Genomic DNA, 25170 nt, shown 5'->3' with positions numbered 1-25170 from the left:
CCATGAGTTCGGCAAGATGGTGGATGAAAAGAGCGTCGGGTACGCGCCCCGATCCACCCTACTTGGCTGTAGCCTGGGTGGAGCGCAGCGATACCTGGGGCGATTTCAGCCCTCCAGCTTGGCCAACGCCGCCCCGGCATCCAGATAGGCGCCGGCCTGCTCACGAATATGCAGGGTGCCATCTGCTGGCGCACTGATTTGGGTTTCCATCTTCATCGCTTCCATCACCGCGATGACCTCGCCTGCTTTTACCTGTGCGCCGTCCTCGACCAGCCAGGCATGCAGGTTGCCGGAAATCGGCGCGCTGATCAGACCTTCTTCGGCAGCAGGCGCTGTGCCCTGCGCTGCAGACTGCGCCGGGCCACCAAGCGGGGCCAGACCCTGCAGCAGGGCGCTGGGTAGGCCCAGTTCATGGCGCTTGCCGTCGATTTCGATAAAGGTGCGCAGCACCGCGTCGCCCGCCACTGGCGGGGTGCGTGGGGCCAGGGTGATTTGTTCGGCGAAGTCGGTCTCGATCCAGCGCGTGTGTACGGCGAAGCGCTCGGCAGCGGTGAAGTCCTCGTGGTCCATCACCGCGCGGTGGAAGGGCAATACCGAGGCGATACCGTCGATCTGAAATTCAGCCAGGGCACGGCGGGCGCGGCTGATGGCCTGCTCGCGGGTAGCGCCGGTGACGATCAGCTTGGCCATCATCGAGTCGAAGTTGCCGGGCACCGTCGAGCCGCTTTCCACGCCGCTGTCCAGGCGCACGCCAGGGCCGCTGGGGGCGCGAAATTCGCTGATGCGCCCTGGTGTGGGCAAAAAGCCCTTGCCCGCGTCCTCGGCGTTGATACGGAACTCGAAGCTGTGTCCGCGCGGTGTTGGCGTGGCACTGAATGACAGCGGCAGGCCGTCGGCGACGCGCAGTTGTTCGATCACCAGGTCGACGCCGGTGGTTTCCTCGGTGACCGGGTGCTCCACTTGCAGGCGAGTGTTCACCTCCAGAAACGACAGGGTGCCATCGGCGCTGAGCAGGTATTCCACAGTGCCGGCACCGACGTAACCGGCCTTGGCGCAGATGTCGCGCGCGGACTGGTGAATGCGCTGGCGCTGCGCCTCGCTGATGAACGGCGCTGGCGCTTCTTCCACCAGCTTTTGGTTGCGCCGTTGCAGCGAGCAGTCGCGGGTGCCGACCACGACGACATTGCCGTGGGTGTCGGCGATCACCTGCGCTTCGATATGGCGCGGGCGGTCGAGGAACTGCTCGACGAAGCACTCGCCACGGCCGAAGGCAGCTTCGGCTTCACGCACCGCCGAGGCGTACAGCTCGGCCACTTCGTCCATGCGCCAGGCCACTTTCATGCCGCGCCCGCCACCGCCGAATGCGGCCTTGATGGCGATGGGTAGGCCGTGCTGCTCGGCGAAGGCCAGCACTTCGGCGGCGCTGTGCACCGGGCCGGGTGTACCGGCCACCAGCGGCGCGCCAACCTGTTGGGCGAGCTTGCGCGCGGCGACCTTGTCGCCGAGCACGTCGATGGTTTGTGGGTTAGGGCCAATCCAGGTCAGCCCGGCGCCCTGCACGGCGCGGGCGAAGTCAGCGCGCTCGGAGAGAAAGCCATAGCCGGGGTGCACGGCATCGGCGCCAGCGCGTTTGGCGATGGCCAGCAGTTTGTCGATGTTCAGGTAAGTATCGGCCGGGCGTTCGCCGTCCAGCGCGTAGGCTTCGTCGGCATGGCGTACGTGCAGGGCGTCGCTATCGGCATTGGCGTAGACGGCCACGCAGGCCACGCCGTGGTCGCGGCAGGCGCGAGCAATGCGTATGGCAATTTCACCACGGTTGGCGATCAGGACTTTTTTCATGGCTGGTTCTTCGCATCGGCAGTGAGAAGGGAAGCGTCGGGCACAAGCTCAACGAATGCCTCAATCGGATTGAAGCGAATCTGTGCATTGATCGGGATTTGCCCGGCCAGATCCAGATGGTGGCTGGCCACGGCGGCGATCACCGGATAGCCGCCGGTCAGCGGGTGGTCGGCGAGAAACAGCACCGGTTGGCCGCTGGCGGGCACTTGGATGGCGCCCAGTGAGGTGCCTTCGCTGGGCAGTTCGTCATGTTGGCAGCGCTCCAGCGGCACCTCGCCCTCAAGGCGAATGCCGACCCGATTGGATTGCGGGGTGACGCGCCACGGCTGGCTGCTCAGGCGTTCGATGGCCGCCTGGGTGAACCAGTCGCTGCGCGGGCCCATGACCACGTCCAGGGTGATGACGTCCTGGGTGGTCGGCAGGTCGAAGGCGGGCGACTCTTGTAGCGATACGCTGTTACCGGCGCTGATCTCATCCAGGGGCAAACGGTCGCCGATCCTGAGTGGTTCTGGGCCGACCTGAGCCAGGCTGTCGTAGGACAGGCTGCCCAGCACAGGCTGCACCTGAAAACCGCCGCGAACCGCCAGGTAGCTGCGCAGCCCGGCCTGGGGCGCGCCGAGGCTGACGCGGTCGCCGTCGTCCAGCTCGATAGGTTGATAGTTGTCTGGCTGCCAGTACAGGCCGCTGGCGGTGGTGATGCTGAGCGGCGTCCGGGCTCCCGTCACGGCGATGATCGCCCGGCCACGGCAGACGAAGCTCAGGCCGCCGAGCACCACTTCCAGACAGGCGCAGGCCGAGTCGTTACCCACCACGCGGTTGGCGGCGCGCAGGGCTGTACGATCGAGTGCACCAGACAGCGACACGCCCTGGTCGGTGTGACCGGCGCGGCCAAGATCCTGCAGCACGCTTTGCAGGCCGGGGCTGAGAATTTCCAGGTGCGCGCCACTTGGCTGGTCAGGGGCTGGTGGTTGCGGGCGCGCAGGCAGGCCACCGCTTGGCAGCGGCCCGGCATCCTGAAAACGCACTTTGTAGCCGGGGCGCAGCAGGGCTGCTTCGGCGCGGTTCAAGTCCCACATTTGTAGCGGGGTGACACCGATGATTTGCCAGCCACCGGGGCTGGCCTTGGGGTAGATCCCGCTGAAGTTGCCAGCCAGGGCCACGGCGCCCGCTGGAATGCGTGTGCGCGGGGTCTGCCGACGTGGCACCTGAAACTCGGCGCCGCCGCTCAGGTAAGCGAAGCCGGGGGCGAAGCCGCAGAAGGCCACTTCGTAATCCGCGCTGGTATGGCGGCGCACCACTTCTTCGCGGCTGATGCCGAGTAGCCCGGCCACTTCGTCGAGATCCTCGCCGTTGTAGTGCACGGGGATTTCCACCCGGCGGCTTGCGCGGCTGCTGCGCTGGCTGAGGTCACGAGCGGCGAGGTTGTCGATCAGGCTCTGGCGGTCGATGGCGCTGGGGCGGTATTGGATCAGCAGGGTGCGCGCTGCCGGGACGATTTCCTCGATCCCGGCGATGGGCTCGGCCTGCAGCGCCGCGAACAGTGCCAGGGTTTCGTCCAGATCCGCCAGCTCGACCAGCAGCGCATTCAGGTTTACAGGGAGAAAACGCACTGCAAGCTCCTAAACGTGGTACGCGCTGTCAGGCACGTCGGTGATGAACATATGGCCGGGGGCGTGGGTAATCGCGAAGGGCACGCCGGAGGCCATGACCGCCGCCTGGGGCGTCACGCCGCAGGCCCAGAACACCGGAACTTCGCCGGGCTCGATACGCACGGCATCGCCGAAATCAGGCTTGTGCAGATCGACGATGCCCAGACCCAGTGGCTCGCCGATATGCACCGGAGCGCCGTGCACCGAGGGATAGCGCCCGGAAATGGCGGCTGCCTCGGCGACGCGATCCGCCGGGATTGGCCGCATCGACACCACCATCTCGCCATGCAGACGGCCCGCCGGGCGGCAGGCGCGATTGCTGCGGTACATCGGCACGTTGCAGCCATCGGCGATATGCCGCACCTCGATACCGGCTTCCTGCAGACCGGTCTCGAAGGTGAAGCTGCAGCCAATCAGGAAGGTCACCATGTCGGTGTGTTCCGCCCAGGCGGCGGTGGCGTCGCTGACTTCCTCGGCCAGCTTGCCATCACGCCAGATACGGTACAGCGGCAGGTCGGTGCGCAGGTCGGCGCCTTCGGCCAGTACCGTGTGCGGGCTGCCGGCGTCGCTCACGTCGAGCACCGGGCAGGCCTTGGGGTTGCGCTGGGCGTAGAGCAGAAAGTCGTAGGCCCAGTCGCGGGGCAGGGCGATCAGGTTGGCTTGGGTCATGCCCGGCGCGATACCAGCGGTGGGCGCGACGCGGCCGCTGCGGTACTCGGCGCGGGCCTGGCGGGCGGCGGCAATGGCGGCCTGCTGGGCGCGTTGGATGGCATTCATTGGGCAACTCCGGCGAAAGCTTGCAGAGATACGCCGGACTGCTCCAGCAACTGGCGCACCTCGCGGGCCATTTGGATGGCGCCGGGGCTATCGCCGTGCACGCAGATGGAATCGGCTTCGATGCGGGTGAGGCTGCCGTCGATGGCTTCGACCTCGCCGGTTTGCACCAGGCGCAGCATGCGTTGGGCCACCTGTTCGGCGTCGTGCAGCACGGCACCTGGCTCGCGGCGTGACACCAGAGTGCCCTGCGGCGTGTAGGCGCGGTCGGCGAAGGCTTCGGCGATGCAGGTCAGGCCTTCGCGGCGGGCCAGCTCGATCAGCGGTGAGCCAGCCAGGGCAACGAGCACCAGGCGCGCGTCGACCGCACGGATCGCCTCGATCACCGCTAGGGCCTGGCGGGTGTCGTGAGCGATGGTGTTGTACAGCGCGCCGTGGGGCTTCACATAGCGCACCGAGGTGCCTGCGGCAGTGGCCAGGGCCTGTAGGGCGCCGATCTGGTAGATCACATCGGCGGTCAGATCAAAGCTGGCCACGTCCATGTTGCGGCGGCCGAAGCCAACCAGATCCGGGTAGGCGACGTGGGCGCCGATGGTCACGCCCTTGGCTGCGGCAGCCTTGAGGGTGCGCAGGATGCCCGCCGGATCGCCCGCATGGAAACCGCAGGCGACGTTGGCGCTGCTGACGATATCGAGCATGGCGGCATCGTCGCCCATGTGCCACTGGCCGAAGCTCTCGCCCAGGTCGCTGTTGAGGTCGATGGAAGGCATGTCGAAGTCTCCTAGAGGTTGACGAAGGCGAGGATGGGGCCGACCGATTTGGCTGCCATGTACCAGGTCAGCAGGCAGGTTATGGCGCCGAGCATCAGCAGCCAGCGTGGATAGTGATAGCCGCCCATCAGATCGCTGCGGCGCCAGCCCACGTAGACGAAAATGCTCAGGCCAATGGGGAGAATCAAGCCGTTGAAACCGCCCGCAAATAGCAGCAGGGCGGCAGGTGCAGTGCCCAGTGCCAGGTAGACACTCAGTGACACGGCGATGAACGCCACGGTCGCACGGTTGCGCCCTCGCTCGCCGATGCCGGGCACGAAGGCGGTGATGAACGACATCGAGGTGTAGGCCGCACCGATCACGCTGGTGATAGCGGCAGCCCAGAGTACCAAGCCAAAGGTGCGCAGACCGAGTTCACCGGCTGCGGCCTGGAAAGCCTGGGCTGCCGGGTTGGCGCCTTTGCCTGAGGTGTCGATGACCGCACCGCTGACGGCTACGCCGAGAATCGCCAGAAACAGGATGTAGCGCATCACGCCGGTCATAGCGATACCGCTGAGCGCTGCTTTGGTGACTTCCTTGATGTGTTCTTCGCCAACGAGGCCGCGATCGAGCAGGCGGTGTGCGCCAGCATAGGTGATGTAGCCGCCCACGGTGCCGCCAACGATGGTGGTGATGGTGGCGAAGTTGATCTGATCCGGCCAGACAGTCTGGCGCAGCGCCTCGCCCAGCGGCGGATTAGAGGCGAAGGCAACGAACAGGGTGAGCACAATCATCAGCAGACCCAGCACCACGATCAGGCGGTCGATGGCGATGCCTGCACGCTTGGACAGGAAGATGCCGATGGCCACCAGGGCGCTCAGGGCTCCGCCCCATTTGGGATCAAGTCCCATCAAGGCATTCAGGCCCAGGCCCGCGCCCGCGATGTTGCCGACGTTGAATACCAGACCGCCGAAGATCACCAGCAGGGCGAGCAGATAGCCGCTACCGGGAATCGCGGCGTTGGCCAGGTCCGAGGCGCGCATGCCGGTCAAGGACACGGTGCGCCAGACGTTCAACTGCACCACGAAGTCGATCAGGATTGAGGCGAGAATGCCGAAGGCGAAAGCCGCGCCCATGGTGGCGGTGAAGGTGGCGGTCTGGGTAATGAAGCCAGGGCCGATGGCCGAAGTGGCCATCAGGAATATCGCGGCGGTCAGAGAGGCGCGGCGTGAGCGGGTGAAGTCGCTAGCGGTTTGATCTTGCATGAGGCACTCCAAAGCGTTGGCTGGGTGTTTGCCGAAGACAACGCAAGCAGCGTGCCATGCCCTTTCTTTTTGGCTCTATCGTTGATTCACAATGAATTAATTGTTCAACAATACATGATGTTTGGTTGGTATGTATGCACTATTTTGTTACCTAATTACCCTGGTGTGTTCCATCATGATGCGCGAGGTTACATCCAGAGTGCTTGCCTGGCTGCGCGCAGTCATAGACCATCTGCCAGCCTGCAGCGAGCAGGTGAACATCAGTGAATGACGGGTAAGTGCAACGGATGGAGCAATGAGCAACGACACACCTGAAAATCCGCGCACCCTCGGTGAAACCGTGACGGCCGAGATCCGTCGCCAGTTGGTCGATGGCGAGCTGGTACCGGGGCAGCGTTTGTCCGAGGCGGCCTTGAGCGCGAGCCTGGACATCTCGCGTAATACGCTGCGTGAGGCCTTTCGCGTACTCACTCAGGAGGGTTTGCTCAAGCACGAGCCCAATCGCGGCGTATTTGTCGCGGTGCCTGATATGGCGTCGATCATCGATATTTACCGAGTACGGCGCTTTATCGAGTGCCAGGCGCTGGCGCAGGCGTATCCCAAGCACCCGGCGGTACTGCGCATGGCCGAGGCGGTGGCGGCTGCCAAGCGTTGTCGTCAAGCGCTGGACTGGAGAGGCGCAGGCACGGCTAACATGGCTTTCCACGCGGCAATCGTCGAACTGGCCGACAGTGAGCGCCTCAATACGTTTTATGCTCACCTGTCCGCTGAACTGCGTTTGGCCTTCGGCTTGCTCAACGATGCCGAATTTCTGCACTCGCCTTACATCGATATGAATGCCTCGATTCTCGAACGCCTCGAAGCAGGCCAGGCACAGGAAGCGGCACAGGCGCTGGACGCCTATCTGGTGCAGTCCGAGCGGATCGTGCTGGCCGCCTATGCACGTCGCTCACGCTGAGCGGCGCTCACGGTTGCGCGTGATCATTAGCTGGGCTACTGTGCCGCAACCGTGATGCGAGATACCTCCCGTGATCTATAGCAGTACCCTCCTGATGCGCCTGATCAAGGCCGTCGCCCGTTGGCGCTGGCGCGCCTAACTTCCCTGGCCGGCCCTGCCGGTATCTTCCTGTTCGCCCTTCTCCTGTAATCATTGATCCTGCCCGTGCAAACTCCAGCACAAGCCAAGGCGGGTAAAGATGCCGGTTTTAGATGAAGAGGCTTGAAGTTAAGGCAGTAAAATCAAGAGGTTAAGCAAAAAATGCTGCTGATGATCGACAACTACGACTCCTTTACCTACAACGTCGTGCAATACCTGGGCGAGCTGGGTGCCGATGTTCACGTCATTCGTAACGACGAACTTAGTATTGCCGAGATCGAAGCACTCAAGCCTGAGCGCATCGTCGTCTCGCCTGGCCCGTGCACGCCCAGCGAGGCTGGGGTGTCCATCGAGGCGATCCTGCATTTTGCCGGCAAGCTGCCGATCCTTGGCGTCTGCCTCGGCCACCAGAGCATCGGTCAGGCTTACGGCGGCGACGTGGTGCGCGCGCGTCAGGTGATGCACGGCAAGACCAGCCCGGTGTTCCACGAGGACAAGGGCGTGTTCGCCGGGCTGAACAAGCCGCTCACCGTGACTCGCTACCATTCCCTGGTGGTCAAGCGTGAAACCCTGCCCGATTGCCTGGAAGTTACCGCCTGGACGCAACATGAAGACGGCTCGGTCGACGAGATCATGGGCCTGCGTCACAAGACCCTGAACGTCGAAGGCGTGCAGTTTCACCCCGAGTCCATTCTCACCGAGCAGGGCCACGAACTGTTCGCCAACTTCCTCAAGCAGACCGGAGGCGTGCGCGCATGAACATCAAGGAGGCTTTGAGCCGGATCGTCAACCAGCTCGATCTGACCACCGAGGAAATGCAGGCCGTCATGCGCGAGATCATGACCGGCCAATGCACTGACGCCCAGGTTGGTGCCTTCCTGATGGGCATGCGGATGAAGAGTGAGACCATCGATGAGATCGTCGGCGCCGCCAGCGTGATGCGCGAACTGGCCGCGCCGGTGGTGATCGACGCCGAGCGTCTGGTCGACACCTGCGGCACCGGTGGCGATGGCATGAATATCTTCAACGTCTCCACGGCAGCGGCCTTCGTCGTCGCAGCCGCAGGCGGTAAAGTGGCCAAGCACGGTAACCGTGCGGTATCCGGCAAGAGCGGCAGTGCTGATCTGCTCGAAGCTGCCGGTGTTTACCTGGGGCTCAAGCCTGAGCAGGTGGGCCGCTGCGTCGAAGCGGTCGGTGTCGGCTTCATGTTCGCCCCGTCTCATCATGGCGCGATGAAGCATGCCATCGGCCCGCGCCGTGAGCTCGGCCTGCGCACGCTCTTCAACATGCTTGGCCCGATGACCAACCCGGCTGGAGCCAAGCATCAGGTCATCGGTGTATTCAGTCAGGCGCTTTGCCGCCCGATGGCTGAAGTGCTACAACGCCTGGGCAGTGAGCATGTATTGGTGGTGCATGCGCAGGATGGCCTGGACGAGATCAGCCTGGCCGCGCCGACCTTCGTGGCTGAGCTCAAGGACGGTGTGGTCAGCGAATACCGTATCCAGCCCGAGGATTTCGGCATCAAGAGCCAGAGCCTGATCGGCCTGACCGTCGATAACGCTGAGCAGTCGCTGGAGTTGATCCGCGATGCACTGGGGCGACGCAAGACCGACAATGGCCAGAAGGCCGCCGATATGATCGTGCTCAATGCCGGCGCAGCGCTGTATGCCGCCGACCATGCCAGCAGCCTGCGCGAAGGCATCCAGTTGGCGCATGACGCCCTGCATACCGGTCTTGCGCGCGAGAAGCTGGAGGAACTGGTGTCCTTTACCGCCGTATTCAAACAGGAGAACGAAGGGTGAGCGTACCAACCGTACTGGAGAAGATCGTCGCCCGTAAGTTCGAGGAAGTGGCGGTGCGCCGTGCTCAGGTCAGCCAGGCTGAACTCGAAGCCGCTGCGCGCAGTGCCGAGGCACCACGTGGTTTTGCCCGTGCCCTGCTGGAGCAGGCCGCGCGCAAACAGCCTGCCGTGATCGCCGAAGTGAAGAAGGCATCCCCCAGCAAAGGTATTCTGCGCGCCGATTTCGTGCCGGCCGATATTGCTCGCAGTTACGCGAGTGGCGGTGCGACCTGTCTCTCCGTGCTGACTGATATCGACTTCTTCCAGGGCGCCGATCAGTACCTGCAGCAAGCGCGGGCGGCGTGTGCACTGCCGGTAATTCGCAAGGACTTCATGGTCGATCCGTACCAAATCGTCGAGGCCCGTGCGTTGGGTGCCGACTGCGTGCTGTTGATCGTTTCCTGTCTGGATGATGGGCGTATGGCCGAGTTGGCCTCGGTGGCCAAGGATGTTGGCCTCGACGTACTGGTCGAAGTGCACGATGGCGACGAATTGGAGCGTGCACTCAATACCCTCGACACGCCTCTGGTCGGTATCAACAACCGCAACCTGCATACCTTCGATGTCAGCCTGGAAACCACTCTCGATCTATTGCCGCGTATTCCGCGTGATCGTCTGGTGGTGACCGAAAGCGGTATTCTCAACCGTGCCGATGTCGAGTTGATGGAGATTAACGAGGTTTACGCTTTCCTCGTCGGCGAAGCCTTCATGCGTGCAGAAAACCCCGGCGGCGAGCTGCAGCGCTTGTTCTTTCCCGAGCGTGGTCGGCCTGCCGTAATTGGCACGGCCCCCGAATAGCGCGCATAAAAAAGCCGACGATCAAGCCGGCTTTTTATTGGATGGTCTTCAGCGGGTGCCGAAGACCACCATGGTTTTGCCTTTGACGTGCACCAGTCCCTGCTCTTCCAGGGACTTGAGCACGCGCCCGACCATCTCGCGCGAGCAGCCGACGATGCGGCCAATCTCTTGTCGGGTAATCTTGATCTGCATGCCATCGGGATGGGTCATGGCATCGGGTTGTTTGCACAGATCCAATAGGGTGCGTGCAACACGGCCAGTGACATCGAGGAACGCCAGGTCGCCAACTTTACGCGTGGTATTGCGCAAGCGTTCGGCCATCTGACTGCCGAGGGCGAAGAGGATGTCCGGGTCCTGCTGGGTCAGTTCGCGGAACTTGGCATAGCTGATCTCCGCGACTTCGCATTCGGTCTTGGCGCGAACCCAGGCGCTGCGCTCCTTCTCCGCGCCTTCTTTTTCGAACAAGCCCATCTCACCGAAGAAATCGCCCGCGTTGAGGTAGGCGATGATCATTTCGCGACCGTCATCATCCTCGATGAGGATGGTGACCGAGCCCTTGACGATGAAAAACAGGGTTTCGCAGCGGTCTCCTGCATAAATGATGGTGCTTTTGGCCGTATAGCGGCGGCGATGACAATGCGCGAGCAGTTTGTCGAGGTGCTTGATTTTTGGGGTTAGGGTAATCGCGACCATGCCTGGATTCCGAATAATAGATAGGTGGGCCTTTATCCAACAGGCAATCCCTTATTACTTATCTGGACAAGTGTGCCAGCATTCCGGCGCCAGCTTAACAGGCACATGATAACAGTGGTGTGTTTTGTGACCTGGCTAACACAGGCTAGTTGAACTTTGACGTATTGGTCATACAACGGCGTGTCTACGGCCTGTGCTAACCTGCACACCTTTGCAAAGCAACGGAGCCTGGATAGATGAAAGCGCGCGTGCAGTGGGCTGGCGAAGCCCTGTTCCTCGGTGAGTCCGGCAGCGGCCATGCCGTGGTGATGGACGGCCCCCCCGAGGCTGGTGGCCGCAACCTGGGCGTTCGCCCGATGGAGATGGTGCTGATCGGCCTGGGTGGCTGCAGCAATTTCGATGTGGTCAGCATTCTGCGCAAGGGGCGTCAGCCGGTGGAGAGCTGCGAGGTGTTTCTGGACGCCGAGCGTGCGGACGAAGAGCCCAAGGTCTTCACCAAGATCCACCTGCATTTCGTGGTCAAGGGCCGTGGATTGAAGGAGGCTCAGGTCAAGCGTGCCGTTGAGTTATCTGCGGAGAAATACTGCTCGGCCTCGATCATGCTGGGGCGCGGTGGTGTGGATATCAGCCACGACTACGAGATTGTCGAGCTGGGCTAAGACGCTTTGCCGTAAACAACAAGGGCGCCAATGGCGCCCTTGTTGTTTCAGATGCGGTAGGTGCTTTTGGTCATGACCTTCGATAGCAGGGACATGCCGAACTTTACCGGTGCCGGGAAGCGCACGCCGCCCGCCGCCAGGGCGCTATCGGCGTGCTGCTGTTCGTCTAGGCGCATTTGTTCGAGGATGGCGCGAGACTTGGCATCATGCTCGGGTAGTTGCTCAAGATGTTCGTCGAGGTGCTTACACACCTGATCTTCGGTGGCCGCGACGAAGCCCAGGCTGACGCGGTCGCTGACCAGGCCAGCCACTGCGCCGACGCCGAAGGACAAACCATAGAACAGTGGGTTGAGCAGGCTGGGTTGACTACCCAGCTCGCGGATACGCTGTTCACACCAGGCCAGGTGGTCGACTTCTTCGTCGGCTGCATGCTCCATGGCGTCGCGGACTTCGGGCAATTTGGCGGTCAGGGCTTGGCCCTGATAGAGCGCCTGAGCACAGACTTCACCCGTGTGATTGATCCGCATGAGACCGGCCACGTGGCGAGACTCCTCACTGCTCATTTCACTCTCGGTCTGCACGATGGCGGGCGAGGGGCGGGCGGATGCACCGCTGAATGGCAGCAGGGTACGCAGGGCAGTGTCGGCCTGCAGTAACAGGCGATCGACAGGTGAATAGTGGCGTTCGCTGGCCATGGGGCACCTCCGGATGGTACGACGGCCTAGTTTACTGCAAAGTTGCGCGAACGTCCGTGCTCAGGGCAGTTCGCGCAGCACGCGAAATCCCAGGGCATAGTCGCGGTGCTGCGGCTGCTTGAGGTCGCGCATGCTGCTTCTCAGATAGACCGGGCCGCTGTTCCAGGCGCCGCCGCGTACCGCGCGGGGGCTATCGTCGAGTAGGGCAGCACTCTGGGTTTCGCTGCCGTCGAAGCGCTGAGTGAAGCGAGAGGCGGTCCACTCCCAGACATTGCCCGCTGTGTCATGCAGGCCGAAGCCATTGGCCGGGAACTGCCCGACGGCAGCGGTTTTGTTGCGCAGCAGTCGCGAGGTGGCGCAACCGCGGCAGTGGGCGCGTGGTGCCTGTTCTGTGCTGTCGAGTTCATCCCCCCACCAGTAGTAGCTCTGGCTGCCACCGCGCGCGGCGTATTCCCATTCGGCCTCGGTTGGCAGGCGGTAACGCGCGTCGCTCTGCTGCGAGAGCCAGCGCGTATAGGCTTGGACTTCATGCCAGGAAATATGAATCACAGGCCGTTGGGCTGAGAGCCCCCAGCCTTCGTTGTCTGGCATCGGTTGCCCGGTGGCTTTGGCGTAGTGCTGCCAGTCGGTGAAGGTGATCTCATAGCGACCAATGGCAAAGGGGCGCTCGATTACGATGCTACGTGGCGGACGTTCGTTGTCATTGCCGCGTCCGCTGCTATCGCCCATGAGAAAACGACCTGCCGGGACTTTTACCAGTTCCGGCCCGGACTCGCCGTCTTGTAGGTGATCGCGAAAGGCTTCGCTGGCGCTTGCCGGTAGCGTAAGCAGTGCAGCTAGGCATGCGCCGAGAATCGGGTGGGTGAGCTGGCGCGCGCTCGACTCTTGCACGACACGAGGCCTGCGGCGAGGATCTATGGTCAGCCAGCGCATGCGGTATTTCCCGTCGTTGCCAAACGAGCGATGGTAACCCTGCTGTTGTGGTGGGCCAAATTTCACAAGGAGCTTGTGTTGAAGAACGATATTCATGATTTGGGATTGGTGCTGGATTCGAAGGTCAAACTGGTGGTCATCGAGTCTTGGGATGAGCCTCGGGTGCTGGAGACGCTGACTGGCCTGGCGGTCAAGCGCGGGCTTGGCCTGCACACCTGGTCGGTGACTGAGGGCCTACAGCGTCTGGGCTTCGGCGGTGCGGATGTCGGTGAGTCGCCGACACTGGAGCCCGAGGCTGCGCTGCGCCTGATCAAGGCCGACCCGCAGGCGAACCTTTATGTGATGTGCGACCTGCACCCGTTCCTCGACGAAAATCCCCGCCTGGTGCGCCTGCTCAAGGAAATTGCCATGAGCGAGGCGGCGCACAAGCCGACCCTGGTGCTGGTTTCCCACGCGCTCAAGCTGCCGCCGGAAGTGCAGCGCTATGCGGCTCGCTTCAGCCTTTCCCTGCCTTCCGAAGACGAACTGCTGGGTATCGTGCGCGACGAGGCTACACGCTGGAGCGAAGGTAATCGCGGCGCTCGGGTGCGTACCGACAACCGTACCCTGCAACAGGTGGTGAAGAACCTGCGCGGCCTCAGCCATGCCGAGGCGCGAGCGCTGGCGCGTAATGTCATCTGTGATGATGGGGCGATCACCCAGGAAGATATCCCCGAGCTGAACAAGACCAAGTTCCAGTTGCTGGATCTGGAAGGCGTACTCAGTTTCGAGTACGACACCGCACGCTTTGCCGAGGTCGGCGGGCTGGTCAATTTGAAACGCTGGCTGGCTGAGCGTCAGGCCGGTTTCCTCGAGGGTAAGCTGCTCGATGCACCCAAGGGCGTCATGCTGGTCGGCGTTCAGGGTGGCGGCAAGAGCCTGGCCGCCAAGGCAGTGGCCGGGCTTTGGGGCCTGCCGCTGCTACGCCTGGATTTTGCCTGTCTGTACAACAAGTTCTTCGGCGAGACCGAGCGCAACCTGCGCGAGGCGCTGCGTCTCGCTGAGCAAATGGCGCCCTGCGTGCTGTGGATGGACGAGGTAGAGAAGGGCCTGGCCAGCGGTGATCATGATGGGGGCGTGAGTCAGCGCGTGCTTGGCACTTTGTTGACCTGGATGGCCGAGCGCAAGGCGCCGGTGTTTGTTGTGGCCACGGCTAACGCAATCGACCGGTTGCCGCCTGAATTGGTGCGCAAGGGGCGTTTTGATGAGCTGTTCTTCGTCGACTTGCCTGCGGCTGAGGTGCGTGCCGATATCTTCCGTATTCATCTGGAGCGACGTGAGTTGGAGGTCAGCCGTTTCGATCTTGCGCAGTTGGTGCAGGCCAGCGAAGGCTTTTCCGGGGCGGAGATCGAGCAGGCGGTGGTCAGCGCTTTGTATGCCGGGCAGGCGCAGCAGCAGGCTGTCGACCAGGCGCTGTTGCTGCGTGCCCTGCAAGGGACTGCGCCTTTGTCCGTGGTGATGGCCGAGCAGTTGGCGGCCCTGCGTAGTTGGGCTCATGGGCGTACGGTCGATGCCGGCTAGACGGCGCTAGCGCTTAGTGAAGGGCTGTGTAATGCGGCCAGCCAGTTTACGCATCAGCCAGCGAGGGGTCAGGCGCGGCAAGGTTGCCAACAGGCGATTGCGCCAATTGGGGATAATCAGCGGCTGATTTTTCTCCAGGGCACGCACGGTGAATAGGGCAACCTGATCGGCGTTCATCATCCAGGCGCTGCGCTCCAGGCGTGAGACATTCATCCGTGCGCTGCGAAAGAATGCGGTGCGCGTCGGGCCAGGGCACAGTACCGAAACACGAACGCCATAGTGCCGCAGTTCTTCGCGTAGCCCCTCGCTCAAGTGCAGGACGTAGGCCTTGCTGGCGTAGTAGCTGCTCATCCAGGGACCAGGGTGGAACGCTGCGACCGAGGCGACGTTGAGAATCTGCCCGCCGCCTTGCAGGGCCATGCGCTTGCCGAGCGCGTGGCACAGGCGTGTCAGGGCCAGCATATTGACTTCCAGTTGCTCCAGTTCGTGCATCCAATCCTGCTCAAGGAATGGCCCCGCATAGCCCCGCCCGGCATTGTTGATCAACAGGTCGATATGCCAGTCACCTTCCTCCAGCTCCAGCAGCAGCCCGGATATCTGCAAGGGTTTGCCGAGGTCGCAAAGCCGAAACAGCACTTGCACACCGAAACGCTGTGCCAGTTCGCTGGCGATGCTTTCCAGAGCATCGCGCCGACGCGCTACCAAAATCAGGTTACGCCCGCGACGCGCCAGTGCTTCGGCGAGCGCCAGGCCAAGTCCGCTGGAGGCGCCGGTAATCAATGTATAGCTAGGCATGACGGATAATCAGCGCGCCTCACTGTCGCTGGTGTGCTGTGAACTTGCGGCGCGTTCGACATAGCCCTGGTACTGCGGTAAGGCAATGGCGGCAAGAATAGCGATGACCGGCACCAGCAGGCTCAACCCTGCCAGCACTTTGACCGAGGTGCTGTTGGGCGGCGGCGGTGGGCCGTAGCGGTTGACACTCTTGGTGCCGGGAACAATCAGTATCAGCAGCGAGAAAAAGCCGCCCACGACGGGCACGAAATTGATCAACCATAACCAGCCGGACCAGCCGATATCGTGTAGCCGCTGGATACCGATAAACACGCCAACGGCAAGCATGGCAATGACTCCGATCGCCAAGATCAGGGTGCCGAGGATACTGGAGATGGCCGAGGCGCCGACGAACAGCAACGACAGTGGAAGCATGCACAGCAGCATGGCCATGCACCAGCCCAAATAGCGGATGCGCCCGATGCGCCCACTGATGCTGAATACCTTGAGTTCGCCGAATTGCGGAAGGTTTTCGGCGACATCGGCTTGCGGCGGTGCGTAGGGCGAGGTTGCCGTTTGCGCTGCGGCCGTAGGGGCAGTGGCAAGCTGCGCTTGGCGTGCGAGGTACTTCTCGATGACGATGCCGCAAGCACCGCAGCTCTCTGACTTGGGCTGTTCATGCCCGCATTTCGGGCAGGGCATGGACGCTCCGCTGCCTTCGGTTGGCGCGCTGTCGGCATGCTCTTCTGTTGGCACCAGGCTCAGACTTGTTGCCAGATTCAGCTCTTTACGCACTCGTGCACCGGCTTTCTGCAAGGCCTCCAGATACTGGTCGGCTTCGCGTTCGGTCAGATCCTTTTTCAGGGTTACCGCCGCCCCTGTGAACAACGCGTTGATTCGTGTGCTGTCGCTCTTGAACAGGCGGGCGAGATTTTCCTTGACCGTTTCCAGTGTGGTGTCGGGCATCAGTTCGCCGTTGAACACGATCTTGTAGGACGGTTGGTTCATGCGAGCTTCCTTGTCTGCTTGGGTTATGGGCAGGGGCCGGGTTTGACGAAGGTGATTCAGAGCAATCAGCGAATGAGGGCGCTTGGACGGTAAAGCGCGCATCTCGCCAATCTGTCGCTAAGGACTGCTAGTGTCGTGAGTTTGATGCCGTAGCAGTGTGCTTCGGCACCTCAGCTCGGCGGGTGAAGCGTAGAGCGCTCACAGGCCAGAGCACAAGCGGCCTGCAGCACAATTCACGTACTTGGCAGTGTTGACCAGCGACCAACCAACTGGCCGCCACGCAGCAGGCGGATTTCACGGAATCTGCCGATCACCCCTTCGCTGACCAATGGGCGTAGAAATACCCAGTCATTGACCTGTAGTCGGGTCGCAGAACTTCCAATCAGGCGCTCCTGGTCGGCGCTGCGACCATACAGTTTGTCGTAATCAAGCCCTTCAGGCGCAATTGCTTGGGCTGGCCAATGTCCGCCATAAAGGTAGTAGGCCTGCTGACGATTGGGATTCCAAGCCTCCAGCACGCGCTGTGCTGGTTGTAAGAAAGGCAGGGCGCCGTCTACCACCTTGAGCACCGGGCTGGCGATCCACAGTGCAGGTCGATGCTCGTTTAACAACTCGGTCTCGAAATCGCCGGGCTTAACTAAGGCCGAGCCCACCGTAACCTCGTTAAGTGGTGTATCTAGCTGGCTGTGTAATGCATAGGTCAGGCTGCCTGCACCATTGAGCAGCGGCTGAGTGGGCCAGATGTCAGTGAAGGTTTGGGCTGTCGCCAGCATATCGGCGTAGCGCTGGGTTGCTTGTGTGAAGGCCTCGCGACTGCTGATCCAGGGCGGTGTTCGGGCGATATGGGCGTCATAGCCCATCAGCCCTCGCAGGTGCAGGTTCGGTCTTTGGGTCTGCAGGAGCTGTAGGGCATGCGACAGGTTGGCCGGGTCGGCAAAACCACCGCGTTGCAGGCCGACATCGATTTCTAAGGCGATGCGCAGTGGGCGCTGCAGGGCTTCGGCCAGTGCCGCGTAGTCCTGCAGGCGCGCCTGCGTGTCGATTAACCAGGTTAGCTGCTGATCGGGATTGAAGGTGCTGTAGTGCGGTAACTGGCGATAGAAGTCGAGAGCCGCATGCGCCGACATGGGCTTGCCCAGCAACAGGTCCGCCTGTGGAAAGCTGCGCGCCAAGTGATTCAGGTGTGGTCGATGAAAAACCATGAAACGCTGGGTGTCGAGGCGCTTGGCAAGGTATTGCAGCAGCCCCGGCGATGCCAGGGATTTGACGGGTAAGCGTAACTGCAGGCGTTGGCCAAGGCGCTGAGCCAGCAAATCAGTGTTTTGGTCGAGTTGATCGAGGTCCAGCACTAAGACCGGTAGGCCGTCACTGTCAGCTTTGAGTTGCGCGTTGAGCGATTCGAAGTAGGGGGAATAGGGCTGGCCGCTGTCACCGGGGCGTATCGCCCAGATTCCAGCCAGCCCAAGTATGCCAAGGCCCAGGAAGTGACGGCGTTTCATCGGCAGTGGCGTTGTCTCTGTTGGGTGGTTTGACACGAGTGTAGGTATCGGCGGAGCAAAGCAGGCTAGGGCACGTTGAAGTCTTTAGAACGGGCGAACGACCACCAAGATGACGATGCCAAGCAAGGCCAGCACAGGCGCTTCATTGAACCAGCGATAGAAAACGTGGCCGCGGGTGTTTTCACCGCGTGCGAAGCGTTTGAGCTGCGCGCCGCAGACGTGATGATAGGCCACCAATGCAATGACCAGTGTGAGCTTGGCGTGCATCCATCCCTGGCTGAAGTAGTAGCTTGGGTTGAGGCTGATTAGCCAGATCCCTAATGCTAGGGTCAGAATCATCGAGGGCATCATGATCCCGCGATAGAGCTTGCGCTCCATGATGCAGAAGCGTTCGTGGCTGGTCGCATCGCTGCTCATGGCGTGATAGACGAACAACCTTGGTAGGTAGAACAGACCGGCGAACCAGCAGACCACTGCGATGATGTGAAAGGCTTTGAGCCACAGGTATAGCATGGGGGCATCCTCGGGGCATCTAATGTGCCGGATAGTAGAGGTTGTCACGCTACTGCGTCACCATCGGGTTTGGCGCCTGGCCAATGCAGCTTTATCATCGCCGGTTTACCAGTTGTATCTGGCGGGGGCATTTGATGGTCAACGATGTGATCGGCTTTGAGCTGCCAGCGAGTGGGGGCGTTACAACTTATGGCGTTGTTCTGTTGTGGCGGCATGTCGTGCAAGCCCTGGTCGGCTACCTGCGGGCGTTGCCATGAGTGCTGGCTGGGAGGTTCGTTTCAGTGATCCGCGACGTGAGCGCTTGCGTCGTCGTCTCGTATGGTTTCTGGTGCTGAGCATTCCTCTGGTATTCGCGGCTGGATGGTTCATTGCCTACTTGGGGTTCGCGCCAGATGCCGAAGAAACCCAGACGCTGCAGGCGCGCATCGTCGAGCAGGACAAGGAGCTGGAGTTTCTTCGTCAGCGTCTGGCTGTCGTGGGGAGCGGCGAGAAGGTAGGCCAGCAGGCGATGGAGCAAAATCGCCGAACTATCAAGCTGCTTGAGGAGCAGGTTTTCGCGTTGCAACAGGATGTCGCGTTCTACAAGGGGGTGTTAGCGCCTGGCAGTCGTCGAGATGGATTGCGTATTCGCGCCTTCGAACTTCAAGCGACCGATGATCCATTGCGTTTTCGCTACAAACTGCTGCTCAGTCGCGTTGGCTCTGCCGAACAACCGCTGGAAGGAAAACTGCGCATCAGTATCGAGGGTAAGCAGGATGGTAAAGCCGCCAAGCTTGCTCTAGCTGCAGTCAGCGAGGAGTTCGAGGGTGAGAAAACGCCATTTTCCTTCAAGCATTTTCAATCCTTGCCCGAGGCTGGTCGCTTTGGTGAATTAGCGTTGCCGAAAGGGTTCGTGCCGAGTCAGGTTAAGGTCGAGGCCGAAGTTAGCGGGCAAAAGCTGCAGAGTCGTACATTCAAATGGTTAAAGAAGGAGTAACACCCGCTCATGTGGAATAAAGAGAAGCCAAAACCAGATTTACAGCGTTTTAGCGGTAAGACCAGTCTCATCGCCTCGGGGGCTGAGCTGATCGGTAACATGCGCTTTCAGGGGGCTGTTCAGGTCGATGGCCGGGTCACGGGCAATCTGGTGGCGTCTGAGGGGTTGGTTCGGATTAGCGTTGGCGGCATGGTTGAAGGTGAGGTTCGAGCACCTCATATCGTCGTAGACGGTGAGGTGGTCGGTGATGTCTTCGCTTCGACCCATCTTGAGTTGGGGGCGCGCGCACGGGTTCGCGGTAATCTTCATTACGCTCTGATGGAAATGGCCATGGGCGCACAAATCGAAGGACGCCTGTGCCCAATCAAGGAGGGCGAAGGACGCCCGTTAGAGTTGCCTGAAACGCTGGATGTCGAGCAATAGTTGACCGATTTTCTAGGGCAAGCGGATAATGCATGCCTAACGCAGTATGGCGCATGTCGCCGGGAGTACAGCATGAGCGTCGAAAGCTTCACCCCTGCCCCCTTGCACTTCACCCAGGGCGCAGCCAGTAAGGTGAAGAACCTGGTTGATGAAGAAGGCAATCCGCGTCTGAAACTACGCGTATTCGTCACGGGCGGCGGTTGTTCTGGTTTCCAGTATGGCTTCACCTTCGATGAAGACGTTGCCGAAGATGACACCATTGTCGAGCGCGAGGGTGTCAGTTTGGTCGTCGATGCCATGAGCTTCCAGTACCTGGTCGGCTCGGAGGTCGATTATCAAGAAGGCCTGGAAGGGTCGCGCTTTGTGATCAAGAATCCCAACGCCACAACGACTTGTGGCTGTGGTTCGTCGTTCTCGATCTGATCGATCTATGTTCGCTAACGCCGCGTCTTGTATGCGGCGTTTTCATTTAGGCCGGATAGATGGCGCCGAGTACGCGTAGCCCGCGTGCGCCAGTGACACTGGGTCTATTGGCGGCAATGCCTTCCAGTGTGCAGTGTGCGAGCCAGGCGAAGGCCATTGCCTCGATCCAGTCCGGGTCGATGCCACAACTGCTAGTGGATGCGACTTCTGTGCTGGCAAGCAGGGCACTCATGCGTGCCATTAGGTATCGATTATGTGCCCCGCCACCGCAAACCAGTAGGCGGTCAGTCTGCGTTTGAGCCTGCTGCAAGGCTTCACAGATGCTGCGGGCGGTCAGCTCTACCAACGTCGCCTGCACGTCCTGTTCGGCGACTTGCGGGTGGCGTTTCAGGTGACTGAGCAGCCAGTTTAGGTTGAATAGCTCGCGCCCCGTGCTCTTTGGTCCATGGGTCGAGAAGAAGGGATCACTTAGTAGGTCGCTGAGTAACGCTTGCTGCACTGTCCCGCTTGCACCCCAGGCACCGTCGCGGTCGTAGGATTCATTGCGGCAATGTTGTATCCAGGCATCGAGCAGCACGTTTCCTGGGCCGCAGTCGAATCCGTGTACTTCATGTTCTGCTGTGAGCAAGCTCAGGTTACTGAATCCCCCGATGTTGAGGATGGCGGTGCATTGCTGCTCTGAGCCAAACAGTGCCTCATGAAAGGCTGGCACCAGTGGCGCACCTTGGCCGCCTGCTGCAACGTCACGCCGCCTGAAGTCTGCGATAACGCGGATCCCGGTACGCTCTGCCAAAAGGGCTGGATTACCGATCTGGATGGTAAAGCCGCGAGTCGGCTCATGGCGCACGGTCTGACCATGGCTGCCAATCGCACGAATCTGCTCTGCCGCCAAGCTTTGCTGTTGGAGCAGCGTATTGATGCAGTCTGCTGCCAGCTCCGCCCATTGATTTTCGGCAATGGCTGCGCGCGCAAGCTCATCATCGCCAGGGCTGCAGAGCTGCAGCAGTGCGCAACGCAGTGGGTCAGGAAGAGGGCGGTAGAGTGTCGCGATCAGGCGCGTGGTATGGCTGGCCTGTTCAATCAGCGCAATGTCCAGTCCGTCTAGGCTGGTGCCGGACATCACGCCGATATAGAGGTAAGACATGGATTAAGGCTTATTGGCGGCCAGCATGGTGGCTCTTTCCTGATCCATGCGAGCCATCAATGGCTTGCTTTGCTGCATGAAACGCGATTTCTCGTTGGCAGCGATCGGGTCAGCCATTGGCAGCTTCTGGCTCAGTGGGTCTACATGCACGCCGTTGACCTGGAACTCATAGTGCAGGTGAGGTCCTGTGGAAAGGCCGGTCGTACCGATATAGCCAATGATCTGGCCTTGTTTGACGTTAATGCCATTACGCATGCCTTTGGCAAAACCTTGCATATGTGCATAAAGCGTCCGGTAGCGCTGGCCATGCTGGAGAATCACGGTATTGCCGTAACCACCGTTGCGACCGGCGAGGACGACCTTGCCATCACCGGCAGCCTTGATCGGCGTGCCGCGGGGGGCTGCGTAGTCGACGCCTTTGTGGGCACGGATCTTGTTGAGAATCGGGTGCTTGCGCCCATTTGAAAAGCGCGAGCTGATGCGAGCAAAGTCGACCGGGGTACGGATGAACGCCTTGCGCATGCTCTCGCCATTGGCGGTGTAGTAACTGGTGTTGCCCTGACGGTCGGTGTAGCGCACCGCGGTGTAGGTCTTGCCTCGATTGGTGAAGCGGGCAGATAGAATGTCGCCTGTGCCGACACGCTTGCCGTTGATCACCCTATTTTCGTAAACCAGTTCGAACTCGTCGCCGTCGCGAATATCCATGGCGAAGTCGATGTCATAACCAAATATATTCGCCAGTTCCATCGTCAGGCCATGAGAGAGGCCAGCGCGCTTTGCCGAGAGGAATAGCGAGCTGTTGATCACGCCATGGCTGTAAGTATCGACGACCTCAGGTTTGACCACCTCACTCTGAAACTCATAGCCCTTGTCGGTACGGCTCAGGCGAATGGTTTCCAGCTCGTTGAGCTTGCTTTGAAGATTCTTGAGTTTGCCTTCCTCGTCCAGTTCGAACTGCAGGACTTGGCCTATCTTGAGGTTGCTAAATTGCTTGGCGTCCTTACTGCTATTTAGCGCCTCATGAAGGTCGTTGGCATTCAAGCCCACTTTGGCGAATACCGTTGAAAGCGTATCGCCGTTAGTTACGGTGATGCTTTTGTGGGTTGGGTCGTCGGGGGGCAGGTCTGCAGCAGCGAGAGCGTTTTCGTCAGCGTCTTCTAGTCCAGCGCTGTGCTCGGTGTCCGAGCTTTCTTCAATCAGAGCAAATGGAGAGGCAGTTTTGTCGTCTGCTCGTCCCGCTCGGAGGTCATCCTTTTCCTGCAGCACCATTTCGGCATCGTTGCCGAGATCCAGATCGATGAATGTCTTCTGCGCTTCGACTTCACGCGAAGGAAACACCAGCAGAGCCAGGCTCAAGAGCGCAGCAACGCCGCTCGCTGCCAGAATATGGGACTTTGGATAGAGTGGCGGCGCTTTAGATGTAGAGGTCATAGGGCTGCTTTTGAAGTGAAAAGATGAAGATTAAAAGAAGCGCATGATGAATATGCACTAACTGTATAAAATATAACCAAAACCGCCCAGAGGCAACCCTGCAGATGATGAACGACGCCGGGGCTGCCTTGCGCTGAGCAAAACTTGTGATTTGTTGGCGTTCTTGTATGGTTGGATCCCTTTTGAATACGGTCATTGCGAGTCATTTTATGAAGTCGGTTGAAGAGCAGCTGGCGCTTATCAAGCGTGGTGCGGAAGAGGTTCTGGTTGAGGCTGAGCTGGTAGAAAAGCTCAAGCGCGGTCAGCCGCTGCGGATCAAGGCGGGTTTCGACCCTACTGCGCCCGATCTGCATCTCGGTCATACCGTCCTTATTAATAAGCTGCGTCAGTTTCAGGAGCTGGGGCATCAGGTGGTCTTCCTGATTGGTGACTTCACCGGAATGATTGGTGATCCGAGTGGCAAGAGCGCTACTCGCCCGCCTCTAACTCGTGAGCAGGTGCTGGATAACGCTGAGACCTATAAGCAGCAGGTCTTCAAGATTCTCGATCCGGCTAAGACCGAGGTGGCGTTCAACTCCACATGGATGGATCAGCTCAAACCGGCTGAATTTATTCGCCTGGCATCGCAGTACACCGTGGCGCGGATGCTTGAGCGCGACGATTTCGATAAGCGCTACACCAGCAATCAGTCGATCGCCATTCATGAGTTCCTCTACCCATTGGTTCAGGGGTATGACTCCGTTGCGCTAAAGGCTGATGTGGAGCTTGGTGGTACCGACCAGAAATTCAACTTGCTGATGGGACGCGAGTTGCAGCGTGCCTACGGTCAGGAATCGCAGTGCATTGTCACCATGCCCTTGCTCGAAGGGCTCGATGGTGTGAAGAAGATGTCCAAGTCTCTTGGTAACTACGTCGGTATCCAAGAGGCGCCAGGTGTGATGTACAGCAAGCTGGTGTCCATGCCAGATGCACTGATGTGGCGTTACTTCGAGCTGCTCAGCTTCCGTACCATGGAGGAGATTGGGCAGTTCAAGCGTGATGTCGAGCAGGGAGCGAATCCTCGCGATATCAAAATCAAGCTGGCTGAAGAGCTCGTTGCGCGCTTCCATGGTAAGGAGGCTGCTGCCAGCGCACACCGTTCTGCTGGTAATCGCATGAAAGATGGCGAGTTGCCCGAAGATTTGCCAGGGGTGGAGCTGGCTTCGGCTGAGGATATGCCGATCTCCTCTGTTCTTAACAAGGCAGGCTTGGTTAAAAATGCAGCGGTAGCTCGCGATCTTCTTGGGTCGGGTGGCGTGCGTGTTGACGGTGAGGTGGTCGATCGCGCCTTCCTCTTCAAAGTAGGTTCCACTCATATCTGTCAGGCTGGTAAGAAAGCCTTTGCGCGCATCACGCTCCTCAAAGCAGAGTAACAAGACTGCAATCAAGGCTTGACGCGTATTCTGCTGGATGTAGAATGCGCGCCGGTCGACAGGGTGGTGGTTGAGTCCTGTTGGTGATTCGATCAAGTGGATCGAGAGCGGTAGAAAAGAGGTGTTGACAGCGGTTTTGAACGCTGTATGATTTGCCTCCCGCTTGAGAGAAGAAGCTCTGATCGAAAGCGCAAGTGGTTGAGTAGAAAGAAGTTTCTCTGGAAACAAAATCGAAAAACAGCTTGACGGATTGAAAGGCTGCTGTAGAATGCGCGGCCTCGGTTGAGACGAAAGGCTTAACCAACTGTTCTTTAACAACTGAATCAAGCAATTCGTGTGGGTGCTTGTGAAGTAAGACTGAGAGTCGAAAGATTATCAGCATCACAAAGCAACACTCGTTAATTCGAGAGTTAACTCTTTAGTAATAAAGAGATTTGCGATTGCTGAGCCAAGTTTAGGGTTTTCTCAAAACCCAAGCGTTCGACCAGCTCCTTAGGAATCTCAGGCAGCTCTTTCTTGGCCTTGATGGCCGGGGTCTTTTTGCTAGGCATGTCATGCACCTTAAACGCATGTGATGCCCGAACACAAAATTACTGACAGTCCCGTTTCGCCCTCCCGGGCGAGTCACTTTTGGGGCAAAAGTAACCAAAACCTCCGCCCTTTCATCCGGCCCTCGCTGCGCGAGGGTTCGCTCACTCCATCGCCGCTCCAGAGGCCCGCCGCGGTGGGCCATCCATGGCCCATCGCAGCTCTCGCGACATCCATGTCGCTCAACCTCTTCCACGACGATTCCGTTCGCCCTCCTGGGCGGGCTCTGCACGCGCCTGAAACTACGGTTATTCCCCGAGACTCTGCGTGCCTGAACACTGGTCAGCCCTAGGGCTGACCAAGATGCCGACTGAAAGCCGACAAGCTATCTAAGCGCATGAAACTACGCGAATGAAACTATTGGTTTAGCTCGGCGCCCCATCGCGACTTCACGACTACCAAAACACTGTGTGCAACACCTGGTATACC

The 25170-nt window shown here is 60.2% G+C and carries 25 protein-coding genes; 10 read left to right on the top strand and 15 right to left on the bottom strand.

What is annotated here, in order from left to right:
• Positions 1–105: 105 nt before the first annotated feature.
• Genes AERO9A_RS03970 through AERO9A_RS03950 form a run of 5 tightly spaced genes read right to left on the bottom strand, consistent with a single transcriptional unit; the run spans position 106 to position 6276 of the window.
• Positions 106–1839: a biotin carboxylase N-terminal domain-containing protein gene (locus tag AERO9A_RS03970; RefSeq protein ID WP_159970604.1), complete on the bottom strand. Its 1734-nt coding sequence runs from the start codon at positions 1837–1839 to the stop codon at positions 106–108.
• Complete coding sequence (locus AERO9A_RS03965; RefSeq protein ID WP_159970603.1) at positions 1836–3449, bottom strand: 5-oxoprolinase/urea amidolyase family protein; 1614 nt, start codon at positions 3447–3449, stop codon at positions 1836–1838. Before AERO9A_RS03965 ends, AERO9A_RS03970 begins: the two co-directional genes overlap by 4 nt.
• Before the next feature lie 9 nt (positions 3450–3458).
• Positions 3459–4265, bottom strand: coding sequence for a putative hydro-lyase (locus AERO9A_RS03960; protein ID WP_159970602.1), 807 nt, complete (start codon positions 4263–4265; stop codon positions 3459–3461).
• Positions 4262–5032: a LamB/YcsF family protein gene (locus AERO9A_RS03955; RefSeq protein WP_159970601.1), complete on the bottom strand. Its 771-nt coding sequence runs from the start codon at positions 5030–5032 to the stop codon at positions 4262–4264. The genes AERO9A_RS03960 and AERO9A_RS03955 overlap by 4 nt, the downstream gene beginning before the upstream one ends.
• Positions 5033–5043: 11 nt before the next feature.
• Positions 5044–6276 (bottom strand): NRAMP family divalent metal transporter, encoded by a 1233-nt coding sequence (locus tag AERO9A_RS03950; protein ID WP_159970600.1) that lies wholly within the window; start codon positions 6274–6276, stop codon positions 5044–5046.
• Between the two features lie 295 nt (positions 6277–6571).
• Here AERO9A_RS03950 and AERO9A_RS03945 point away from each other — a divergent pair, with 295 nt between their 5' ends.
• The 4 genes from AERO9A_RS03945 to trpC all read left to right on the top strand — a co-directional run bounded on the left by AERO9A_RS03945 (position 6572) and on the right by trpC (position 10010).
• Positions 6572–7234 carry a GntR family transcriptional regulator gene (locus AERO9A_RS03945; protein WP_159970599.1) on the top strand — a complete coding sequence of 221 codons (663 nt, stop codon included), beginning with the start codon at positions 6572–6574 and terminating at the stop codon, positions 7232–7234.
• 300 nt (positions 7235–7534) lie between these two features.
• Positions 7535–8131: an aminodeoxychorismate/anthranilate synthase component II gene (locus tag AERO9A_RS03940; RefSeq protein WP_159970598.1), complete on the top strand. Its 597-nt coding sequence runs from the start codon at positions 7535–7537 to the stop codon at positions 8129–8131.
• A complete protein-coding gene (gene trpD, locus AERO9A_RS03935; RefSeq protein ID WP_159970597.1) occupies positions 8128–9174 on the top strand; it encodes an anthranilate phosphoribosyltransferase in 1047 nt (348 codons plus the stop codon). The genes AERO9A_RS03940 and trpD overlap by 4 nt, the downstream gene beginning before the upstream one ends.
• Complete coding sequence (gene trpC / locus AERO9A_RS03930; RefSeq protein WP_159970596.1) at positions 9171–10010, top strand: indole-3-glycerol phosphate synthase TrpC; 840 nt, start codon at positions 9171–9173, stop codon at positions 10008–10010. The genes trpD and trpC overlap by 4 nt, the downstream gene beginning before the upstream one ends.
• Before the next feature lie 48 nt (positions 10011–10058).
• On the opposite strand, the gene crp is transcribed toward trpC, so the two are convergent.
• Positions 10059–10703 (bottom strand): cAMP-activated global transcriptional regulator CRP, encoded by a 645-nt coding sequence (gene crp, locus AERO9A_RS03925; protein ID WP_159970595.1) that lies wholly within the window; start codon positions 10701–10703, stop codon positions 10059–10061.
• A gap of 236 nt (positions 10704–10939) precedes the next feature.
• Between crp and AERO9A_RS03920 the strand changes: the two genes are divergently transcribed.
• Positions 10940–11362 (top strand): OsmC family protein, encoded by a 423-nt coding sequence (locus AERO9A_RS03920; RefSeq protein WP_159970594.1) that lies wholly within the window; start codon positions 10940–10942, stop codon positions 11360–11362.
• Positions 11363–11409: 47 nt separating this feature from the next.
• Here AERO9A_RS03920 and coq7 read toward each other — a convergent pair whose 3' ends face one another.
• Entirely contained in the window at positions 11410–12057 is a 648-nt protein-coding gene (gene coq7 / locus AERO9A_RS03915; RefSeq protein ID WP_159970593.1) for a 2-polyprenyl-3-methyl-6-methoxy-1,4-benzoquinone monooxygenase, read from the bottom strand.
• Positions 12058–12117: 60 nt separating this feature from the next.
• On the bottom strand, positions 12118–12948 hold the full coding sequence (locus AERO9A_RS03910) for a formylglycine-generating enzyme family protein (RefSeq protein ID WP_256665844.1): 831 nt from the start codon (positions 12946–12948) through the stop codon (positions 12118–12120).
• Positions 12949–13068: 120 nt separating this feature from the next.
• On the opposite strand from AERO9A_RS03910, the gene AERO9A_RS03905 reads away from it, so the two are divergent.
• A complete protein-coding gene (locus tag AERO9A_RS03905) occupies positions 13069–14550 on the top strand; it encodes an AAA family ATPase (RefSeq protein WP_159970591.1) in 1482 nt (493 codons plus the stop codon).
• Positions 14551–14556: 6 nt separating this feature from the next.
• Here the strand turns inward: AERO9A_RS03905 and AERO9A_RS03900 are convergent, their stop codons facing one another.
• The 4 genes from AERO9A_RS03900 to hemJ all read right to left on the bottom strand — a co-directional run bounded on the left by AERO9A_RS03900 (position 14557) and on the right by hemJ (position 18344).
• On the bottom strand, positions 14557–15345 hold the full coding sequence (locus AERO9A_RS03900; RefSeq protein ID WP_159970590.1) for an SDR family oxidoreductase: 789 nt from the start codon (positions 15343–15345) through the stop codon (positions 14557–14559).
• Between the two features lie 9 nt (positions 15346–15354).
• A complete protein-coding gene (locus AERO9A_RS03895) occupies positions 15355–16332 on the bottom strand; it encodes a DUF805 domain-containing protein (protein ID WP_159970589.1) in 978 nt (325 codons plus the stop codon).
• Between the two features lie 233 nt (positions 16333–16565).
• The gene (locus AERO9A_RS03890; protein WP_159970588.1) at positions 16566–17831 is read right to left on the bottom strand and encodes an alanine racemase; all 1266 of its coding nucleotides are present in this window, start codon (positions 17829–17831) and stop codon (positions 16566–16568) included.
• A gap of 84 nt (positions 17832–17915) precedes the next feature.
• On the bottom strand, positions 17916–18344 hold the full coding sequence (gene hemJ / locus AERO9A_RS03885) for a protoporphyrinogen oxidase HemJ (RefSeq protein WP_159970587.1): 429 nt from the start codon (positions 18342–18344) through the stop codon (positions 17916–17918).
• A 253-nt stretch (positions 18345–18597) separates the two neighbouring features.
• On the opposite strand from hemJ, the gene AERO9A_RS03880 reads away from it, so the two are divergent.
• From AERO9A_RS03880 to erpA, 3 genes are all read left to right on the top strand, one after another.
• Entirely contained in the window at positions 18598–19320 is a 723-nt protein-coding gene (locus tag AERO9A_RS03880; protein WP_159970586.1) for a DUF6776 family protein, read from the top strand.
• A 9-nt stretch (positions 19321–19329) separates the two neighbouring features.
• Positions 19330–19743 (top strand): polymer-forming cytoskeletal protein, encoded by a 414-nt coding sequence (locus tag AERO9A_RS03875; RefSeq protein ID WP_159970585.1) that lies wholly within the window; start codon positions 19330–19332, stop codon positions 19741–19743.
• A 72-nt stretch (positions 19744–19815) separates the two neighbouring features.
• Positions 19816–20166 carry an iron-sulfur cluster insertion protein ErpA gene (gene erpA / locus AERO9A_RS03870; RefSeq protein WP_159970584.1) on the top strand — a complete coding sequence of 117 codons (351 nt, stop codon included), beginning with the start codon at positions 19816–19818 and terminating at the stop codon, positions 20164–20166.
• 46 nt (positions 20167–20212) lie between these two features.
• On the opposite strand, the gene AERO9A_RS03865 is transcribed toward erpA, so the two are convergent.
• Both AERO9A_RS03865 and AERO9A_RS03860 read right to left on the bottom strand, forming a co-directional pair.
• Positions 20213–21310 carry an anhydro-N-acetylmuramic acid kinase gene (locus tag AERO9A_RS03865; RefSeq protein WP_159970583.1) on the bottom strand — a complete coding sequence of 366 codons (1098 nt, stop codon included), beginning with the start codon at positions 21308–21310 and terminating at the stop codon, positions 20213–20215.
• A gap of 3 nt (positions 21311–21313) precedes the next feature.
• The gene (locus tag AERO9A_RS03860; RefSeq protein WP_159970582.1) at positions 21314–22741 is read right to left on the bottom strand and encodes a peptidoglycan DD-metalloendopeptidase family protein; all 1428 of its coding nucleotides are present in this window, start codon (positions 22739–22741) and stop codon (positions 21314–21316) included.
• Between the two features lie 209 nt (positions 22742–22950).
• On the opposite strand from AERO9A_RS03860, the gene tyrS reads away from it, so the two are divergent.
• Entirely contained in the window at positions 22951–24153 is a 1203-nt protein-coding gene (gene tyrS, locus AERO9A_RS03855) for a tyrosine--tRNA ligase (protein WP_159970695.1), read from the top strand.
• Positions 24154–24563: 410 nt separating this feature from the next.
• Here tyrS and AERO9A_RS03850 read toward each other — a convergent pair whose 3' ends face one another.
• The gene (locus AERO9A_RS03850; RefSeq protein ID WP_159970581.1) at positions 24564–24704 is read right to left on the bottom strand and encodes a hypothetical protein; all 141 of its coding nucleotides are present in this window, start codon (positions 24702–24704) and stop codon (positions 24564–24566) included.
• Between the last annotated feature and the right edge of the window lie 466 nt (positions 24705–25170).

Source organism: Pseudomonas sp. 8Z, assembly GCF_902506535.1.
In the GTDB taxonomy this organism is placed as follows: Bacteria; Pseudomonadota; Gammaproteobacteria; order Pseudomonadales; family Pseudomonadaceae; genus Aquipseudomonas.
This window is presented reverse-complemented; position numbering and strand designations above follow the sequence as displayed.